The following is a 7,234-nucleotide window of genomic DNA, read 5'->3' on the forward strand; positions in this document are numbered from 1 at the left end:
CGCTCCCCGCAGAACGGAAGGACCACCACCGGATGACCGTCGACGACGCCGCCACCCTGCCGAAGGGCCGACGGCACCGTCGTCGCCGGGCGCTCCTCCTCGATCTGGGACTCGGCGCTGCGGCCGCCGTGCTCTCGACCGCGCTCGGGGTCCTCGCGCTCGGCATCACACCGCAGAACCTCGGCGAGAGGTGGGCCTTCGGCGGCCCGGACCAGGTGCTGCACTACACGATCTTCTCGAGCGCCCGCGAGGTGTTCCCGTTCCTGCCCAACGGCCGGCTCGGATTCCCGGCCGTCCAGAACCTCTTCTTCGCGCCGCTGTTCGATCCCTGGTCGGCCGTCTTCGTCGCTCTCGTCGGACCGTTCACTCCCGACGGCGTCTGGCTGCTCAACCTCTACAACATCGCCGGCTTCACCGCCGTCGGAACCACCGCCTACGTCTTCTTCCGGGCTCTGCGCCTGCGCCGCGCCACGTCTCTGGTGTTCGGCGTGCTGACGGCGGTGCTGCCCTACCACTTCGTGCAGATGTCCATCGGGCACCCCTTCCTCGCGAGCTACTGGGCCGTGCCGCTCATCGGCGTACTGCTGCTGGTGATCGGCGGGCGGGAGACGGATCCGCTGGCCCGGTGGACGGCGGGCATCGTCGGCCCGCGCCGCCGTCGCCTCGTGCGAGCGGCGGTCGTCATCGTCATCGCCGTGGCGATCGCGTGGACGCAGTCGTACTACTTCGTCTTCGGCGCCATCGTGCTCGGCTCGGCGTGGGCACTGGCGGTGCTCGCGACACTGGTGCGCCGGTCGCCACTGCGCACGCTCGCCTGGCCCACGCTCGCACTGGGCTCACTCCTGGGCTTCGTCGCCGTTCAGCTCGCCGTGCTCTCGAACAACCAGGGCGATCGCTACGAGAAGTACTTCCAGGGCCGCTCTCCGCAGGAGTCGGAGTTCTACGGCGGCAAACTGCAGAGCCTGCTCCTGCCCTCGCCCACCAGCGGGTTCTCACCGCTGGCCGAGCTCGCCCAGGACTACGCCCGCTCGAGCAGGATCCTCGAGACGACCGAGAACCCCTCGACCGCGGTGGTCGTCTCGGCCGCGTTCCTGCTCGTCCTGCTGATCGTGCTGTCAGCGCTCGGCCGGGCGGGACGCTCCGGCGTGGGCTCGCGCTCGCGTATCGCCCTGCTGGTCACGGACGCCCGGGTCGGGCTGCTCAGCCAGGCGTTCGTCCTCGCGCTTCTCTTCTTCGTCGTCGCCGGGCTCGGCGCGATCCTCTCCTACGTCGTCAGCCCCGAGATCCGGGCGTGGTCGCGGATGTCGATCGTGCTCAGCGTGCTCGCTCTCGGCGTGGCGGGGATCGCCCTGGAGGCGGTCACGCGGCGCCTGCGACTCCTCCTCCCTGCACTGGCGGTCGTCGCGTGGTGGGGCTGATCGACCAGGTGGCGGGGACGGCGGCGGCGATCCCGCTCGATCCGACCGACGACGCCCCCGTCCGTGCGTTCACTCACGAGACGGAGCGACGCCTCGCCGACGGATGCGGGATCGCGCAGCTCCCGCTCAAGGACTTCCCCGAGACCGACCCGATCGGAGACATGGGCGACTACGACGAGGCCCTGCCCTACCTCTACTCCTCGGACGAGGCGGGCCTGCGCTACAGCTACGGCGCGGTCCGCGGCACCCGCTCGGCCGACGACTGGGACCTCGCGACCACACCCCGCTCCTTCGAGCGCGAGTATGACGCCTCGGGTGCCTGCGCGGTCCTCGTCGACACCTTCGCCTACGTCGATGACCCCGACGGCTGGAAGCCCTTCGTCGACGCGGTCGCCGACTCAGACCGGCCGAGCGTCGTCAGCACCGACTCCGACCGGCGCTGGCTGCTCTTCCGCACCGGCTCGTGAGCGCCGGGGCTCGACGACGGCCGTGAGCCCGAGTACGCCCTCCACCGGCGGGCCGGGCGACCCGCCTCTCGGACGGGAGCAGCTACCGGGACGAGTCGCGCCCGAGCCGGATCCGCAGGACCAGCACAAGGCTGCGCAGCATCGTGTTGCCCGGGATCTTGGAGGTCCCCTCGGTGCGGTCGAGGAACACGATCGGGATCTCGCGGACCTGACGTGCGGCGACGGACGCACGGTGCTTCAGCGCGATCTGGAAGCCGTAGCCCGTCGCATCGACGGTCTCGAAGTGGATCCGCTCGAGCAGCTCACGGCTGAAGAGGTTGAACCCGCCCGTCCAGTCGGTCAGCCGCGACCCGAGTAAGGCCCGCGAGTAGAGGTTGCCGCCGCGGCTGAGGATCTTGCGGTCGAGCGTCCAGTCCGGCGTGCCGCCTCCGGGGATGTATCGCGAGGCGACCACGAGATCGGCACCGGCGCGCACTTCGCGGAGGAAGTCGGAGAGATACGCCGGGTCGTGCGAGAGATCAGCGTCCATCTGGAGGATGTGCGTCGGCGGGTCCTCGCGCCCGAGCACCTGTTCGAAGGCCCACAGGTAGGCGGCGCCGAGTCCCTCCTTGGCCGCGCGAGAGAGCACCTCGACCGAGAACGTCCCTGTCGACAGCTGGGCGCCGAGCGCGCGCGCCCGCTCGGCGGTGCCGTCGGGCGAGGAGTCGTCCACGATGACGGAGCGCACGAGCACGTCGGGCTCGGCCGCAGCGGCGGCGGCCAGCCGGCGCAGCAGCTCGCCGACGTTGTCCGCTTCGTTGTACGTGGGAGTGACGATGGTGAGGGAGAGCATGGCGATCCGATTCGGGCGGTGGCGGAGCGGCGTCGGGCACGCTCGCGCCGGGGCGGAGGCGGTGGAACAGTACCAGCGTGCACCATCGGCCCTGGGGCGTGCCGGGCGCGCGCCGCCCGCCGATGGGAAGGGCATCCGCGACAGCGCCGCACTTTCTCAGGAAGGGTTCGCGCGCAAGGGGGTCCCAGTACAGACCGACCGCGTACTCTCGGCCCGAGTCGTCCCGCCGGGCGATCGTCGGCAGGAGGAGTACCGTGGCGCGTTGGCTGGAATCCCAGAAGGTGCGATTCGTCGTCGCGGGTTCGCTCAACACAGCGCTGGACTTCCTGATCCTCAACGCGCTCTCGCTGATGGTCGGTCTGCCGACACTCCTCGCGAACGTGGTCTCGGTGACGGTCGGGATCTCGATCTCGTACTTCCTCAACCACTTCTTCGTCTTCCGCCACCCCGACCGCCCGACCCTGCGGACCTTCGGCCAGTTCTTCCTCGTCACCGGCTTCAGCTCCCTCGTCCTGCAGTCGCTGATCATCTACGGCTTCGAGGTCTTCTTCGACACCCGCTTCGGCACGTCCCTCCTCTTCCTGCCCAGCGCGGGCGAGAAGGCGTTCCTGGCGATCAACGTCGCCAAGGCGGTCGCGGTGCTCGTGGGCCTCGTCTGGAATTTCTGCCTCTACAAGTTCGTCGTGTTCCGCAGGCCCGCGTCCACCGCGGACATCGCGGTCGAGCTCGGCGAGATCGTCGACGAGGTCGGGTCCGCGGCTCGCTGAGGCTCGGCGGAGCCGCGTGCTAGCCTCGTCGAGTTCTTCCGACGGTGCCCCCGCCCGTCGACACCGCACTCCCCGGAGGCTCCCATCGCCCGCTCGACGTTGCCCATCGCGGTCGTCGTCGTCACCCACTTCTCGGGTGAGGTCCTCCGCGCTTGCCTGGAGTCGATTCCCGCGGCGACGGACCACGACGTGCGCATCGTGGTCGTCGACAACCAGACGACCGACGACTCCGTGCGCCGCGTGGTCGAGCGGCACCCCGAGGTCGAGTTCCACGAGACGGGTCGGAACCTCGGTTACGGCAGGGCCGTCAACTACGCGGTCGATCGCCTCGGACCCGAGGTCGAGTGGATCCTGGTGACGAACCCGGACACGGTGTTCCTGCCGGGCTCGATCGACGCGCTGTACGCCGCGGCGGTCACCGACGACCGGATCGGCTCGATCGGACCGCGCATCCTCGACTCCGACGGCACCGTCTACCCCTCCGCGCGGGCGCTCCCATCACTCGGGACGGGCATCGGCCACGCCCTCTTCGCGCACATGTGGCCGGGCAACCCCTGGTCCGCGACGTACCGTCGCTCCCGCGCGGTCGAGACTCTCGAGCACGGCCGCATGGAGGCGGGCTGGCTGTCCGGAGCGTGCGTGATGGTGCGGCGGACGGCGTTCGACCAGATCGGCGGCTTCGACGACCGCTACTTCATGTACTTCGAGGACGTCCAGCTGGGCGATTCCCTCGGCCGGCGGGGGTGGACGAATGTCTACCTCGCTGACGCGGTGGTCTCGCACCTCGGCGGCCACTCCACTCGCCTGGCGTCGGCGCGGATGCTCGCGGTGCACCACCGCAGCGCCTACCTCTACCTCGCGCAGAAGTACGGAGCCTGGTACCAGGCTCCGATCCGTGCCGCTGTGCGCCTAGGACTCGGAGCGCGCGTGGCACTCATGCGCCTGCGACCGAAGCGCTGACGGGCCTCGCCGGTCAGGCGGAGCCGTCCAGCTCGGCGTAGTAGTCGCGCGCCTCGTCCCAGCTCGGGAGGATGCCCTGCGCCTCGGCGTCGGCGAGCGACGGGGCCGCGGTGTCCTTCGGCGAGAGCAGCAACTCCCCGGCCTCCGGGGGGAAGCGCAGTCCGATCTGCTCGTCGAGCGGGTCGACGCCCTTCTCGCGCTCCGGATCGAAAGTGGCGCTCACGAGGTACGACACGACGGCATTCTCGGTGAGGGCCACGAACGCATGCGCGAGGCCCTCCGCGAGGTAGACGGAGCGGCGGTCGACGTCGTCGAGCAGGACGGACTGCCACCGGCCGAAGGTCGGCGAGCCGACGCGCACGTCGATCACGTAGTCGAGCACCGAGCCGGAGAAGCACGAGACGTACTTGGCCTGCGACGGCGGGACCTGGGCGAAATGGATGCCGCGCACAGTGCCGCGCCGCGAGACCGACGTGTTGCCCTGTCGCAACGAGAGCGGGTGACCGACCTTCTCGGCCAGGTGATCGAACCGGTAGAACTCGTAGAAGACCCCTCGGTCGTCGGGGAATTGGCGCGGCGTCACCTCGTAGGCGTCGGGGATGTCGAGCTCACGGATCTGCACGGACGTCAGTGTATCGACGGCATGTTCCAGAACTGTGACGTCGTCCGGACAGGCCGGTGCCGCACTCGCCCGACTCGGTGCGGCACCGACGCCGGTCCACGGTGCTCAGGCATGATGATGACGTGACCTTCCTCATCACGGGCGCCTCGGGCATGCTCGGCACGGACCTGCGCGGCGCCGTCGGCGACCGCGCCAGCACCGCCCTCGGGCGCGGCGACCTCGACGTCACCGACCTCGAGGCAGTGCGCGCCGCCGTGGCCGGCCACGACGCGGTCGTGAACTGCGCGGCCTACACGCGCGTCGACGACGCTGAGAGCGACGAGGACGCTGCACGGAGCGTCAACGCCGTCGGGGCGCACAACCTCGCGATCGCCACGGCGGAGACAGGTGCCGCCCTCGTCCAGGTCTCGACCGACTACGTCTTCGACGGCTCCGCTGCGAGCCCTTACGCGGAGGACCACCCCCGAGCACCGATCTCGGCCTACGGCCGCACGAAGGCCGAGGGCGAGGAGCTCGTGCTCGCCGGGAATCCGGAGCGCGGGTACGTGGTCCGCACCGCCTGGCTCTACGGCGCGCACGGCGGCAACTTCGCCAAGACGATGGTCCGTCTCGCGGGCTCGCACGAGACCCTCGCCGTCGTCGACGACCAGCACGGCCAGCCGACCTGGACCGCCGACCTCGCCGCGCGGCTGATCGAGCTGGTCGACCGGGGGGCGCCTCCCGGCGTCTACCACGGCACCAACTCCGGCGAGACGACGTGGCTCGGCTTCGCCAGGGCGATCTTCGCCAAGGCGGGGCTCGACCCCGAGCGCCTCAGACCGACCGACAGCGGCTCCTTCGTGCGTCCCGCGCCGCGTCCCGCCTACTCCGTGCTCGGCCACGACGGCTGGAGCCGAGCCGGACTCGCGCCGCTGCGCTCCTGGCAGGACGCCCTCGCCGCCGCTCCCCTCGAGGCGGTGACTCCGTGACCACCACTCTCCGGGTCGTCGTCGACCAGATGCTCGCGCGCGTGCCCGGGGGCATCGGCCGCTACACCGAGGAGCTGACCCGCGAGCTGATCGCGACCGCTCCGCGCGACTGCGAGGTCGAGGCCGTCCTCTCCGCGCATCCGCCGGAGAAGGAGGAGGAGCTCCGTCTGCGCCTCCCCGGCCTTGCCGGTCTCCACCGACTCCCCCTGGGCCGACGCGAGCTCTCGCGGGCCTGGCAGTACGGCATCGCGATCCCGGCGGGCGGCGGAATGATGCACGCGCCGAGCCTGTTCGCCCCGCTGCGGAGTCATGACGGCGGCGGGGGCGAGCAGATCGCGGTCACGATCCACGACACCGTGCCGTGGACGCATCCCGAGACGCTGACGCCGCACGGGGCCAAGTGGCACCGGGCGATGGCGAAGCGGGCACGCAAGCACGCCGACGCGGTGGTCGTGCCCACCCACGCCGTCGCGCAGCAGCTTTCGGAGCTGATGGACTTCGGCGACCGCCTGCGTGTCATCGGCGGCGCGGTCGGATCCGGACTGGTGCTGCCCGAGGACGCCGACGAGCGCGCACAGGCTCTCGACCTCCCGCCCGAGTACGTGCTGAGCGTCGGCACGTTGGAGCCGCGCAAGGGGCTCGTCTCACTGATCGCGGCCTTCGGCGGCGCATCGGCGCCCGCCCTCCCGCTGCTGCTGGTCGGACCGACCGGCTGGGGCGAGCTCGACATCGCCTCCGTCGCCGACGAGCAGGGCCTCGACGAGACGCGCGTGCGCGCGCTGGGCGTGCTGAGCGACGCCGATCTCGCCGTCGTCCTCGACCGCGCCACACTGTTCGTCTACCCGAGCGTCGCCGAGGGATTCGGTCTGCCGGTGCTCGAGGCGATGCACTTCGGTGTGCCCGTCGTGCACTCGGACGACCCTGCCCTGATGGAGGTCGCCGCCGACGCCGGCGTCGCCGTCGAGCGCGCCGATGCGAAGCACTACCCCGAGCGTCTCGCCGTCGCGATGAGCAGCGTGCTCGCCGACACCGGGCTGCGCGAGCGGATGTCCGTGGCCGGGCGCGACCGCTCGCGCGCGTTCAGCTGGCGCGACTCGGCCGAGCGCGTCTGGGCGCTGCACGCCGACCTCTGACCGGCAGGCGGCTGCGACGGTTCGCACGAGCGGGGCGCCGTGGCTCCTGCGCGGGAGCGGACGGGGG

8 protein-coding genes are annotated in these 7,234 nt (G+C 71.0%); 6 read left to right on the forward strand and 2 right to left on the reverse strand.

Annotated elements, in window-relative coordinates; translation table 11 throughout:
- Positions 1-32: 32 nt before the first annotated feature.
- Together ACH61_RS04015 and ACH61_RS16725 are read left to right on the forward strand one after the other, a co-directional pair.
- Positions 33-1,418: a hypothetical protein gene (locus tag ACH61_RS04015; protein ID WP_068208842.1), complete on the forward strand. Its 1,386-nt coding sequence runs from the start codon at positions 33-35 to the stop codon at positions 1,416-1,418.
- Entirely contained in the window at positions 1,406-1,885 is a 480-nt protein-coding gene (locus ACH61_RS16725; RefSeq protein ID WP_153038793.1) for a hypothetical protein, read from the forward strand. Before ACH61_RS04015 ends, ACH61_RS16725 begins: the two co-directional genes overlap by 13 nt.
- 82 nt (positions 1,886-1,967) lie before the next feature.
- Here ACH61_RS16725 and ACH61_RS04025 read toward each other — a convergent pair whose 3' ends face one another.
- Positions 1,968-2,717, reverse strand: a complete 750-nt coding sequence (locus ACH61_RS04025; protein ID WP_068208847.1) for a polyprenol monophosphomannose synthase — start codon at positions 2,715-2,717, stop codon at positions 1,968-1,970.
- 254 nt (positions 2,718-2,971) lie between these two features.
- Here ACH61_RS04025 and ACH61_RS04030 point away from each other — a divergent pair, with 254 nt between their 5' ends.
- On the forward strand, positions 2,972-3,484 hold the full coding sequence (locus ACH61_RS04030) for a GtrA family protein (RefSeq protein ID WP_068208849.1): 513 nt from the start codon (positions 2,972-2,974) through the stop codon (positions 3,482-3,484).
- A gap of 99 nt (positions 3,485-3,583) precedes the next feature.
- Positions 3,584-4,444, forward strand: a complete 861-nt coding sequence (locus ACH61_RS04035) for a glycosyltransferase family 2 protein (protein ID WP_236713529.1) — start codon at positions 3,584-3,586, stop codon at positions 4,442-4,444.
- 13 nt (positions 4,445-4,457) lie between these two features.
- On the opposite strand, the gene ACH61_RS04040 is transcribed toward ACH61_RS04035, so the two are convergent.
- Positions 4,458-5,066 (reverse strand): dTDP-4-dehydrorhamnose 3,5-epimerase family protein, encoded by a 609-nt coding sequence (locus ACH61_RS04040; RefSeq protein WP_068208853.1) that lies wholly within the window; start codon positions 5,064-5,066, stop codon positions 4,458-4,460.
- 122 nt (positions 5,067-5,188) lie between these two features.
- On the opposite strand from ACH61_RS04040, the gene rfbD reads away from it, so the two are divergent.
- Both rfbD and ACH61_RS04050 read left to right on the forward strand, forming a co-directional pair.
- On the forward strand, positions 5,189-6,034 hold the full coding sequence (rfbD, locus tag ACH61_RS04045; RefSeq protein WP_132504001.1) for a dTDP-4-dehydrorhamnose reductase: 846 nt from the start codon (positions 5,189-5,191) through the stop codon (positions 6,032-6,034).
- Entirely contained in the window at positions 6,031-7,167 is a 1,137-nt protein-coding gene (locus tag ACH61_RS04050) for a glycosyltransferase family 4 protein (protein ID WP_236713530.1), read from the forward strand. Before rfbD ends, ACH61_RS04050 begins: the two co-directional genes overlap by 4 nt.
- Positions 7,168-7,234 lie beyond the last annotated feature (67 nt).

The sequence above is a fragment of the Rathayibacter tanaceti genome (assembly GCF_001634385.1).
GTDB classification, from domain to species: Bacteria; Actinomycetota; Actinomycetes; order Actinomycetales; family Microbacteriaceae; genus Rathayibacter; species Rathayibacter tanaceti.

Coding starts and splice junctions, on each gene's coding strand:
- ACH61_RS04015 (WP_068208842.1), top strand. CDS start 33: ATGACCGTCGACGACGCCGCCACCCTGCCGAAGGGCCGACGGCACCGT.
- ACH61_RS04025 (WP_068208847.1), bottom strand. CDS start 2,717: ATGCTCTCCCTCACCATCGTCACTCCCACGTACAACGAAGCGGACAAC.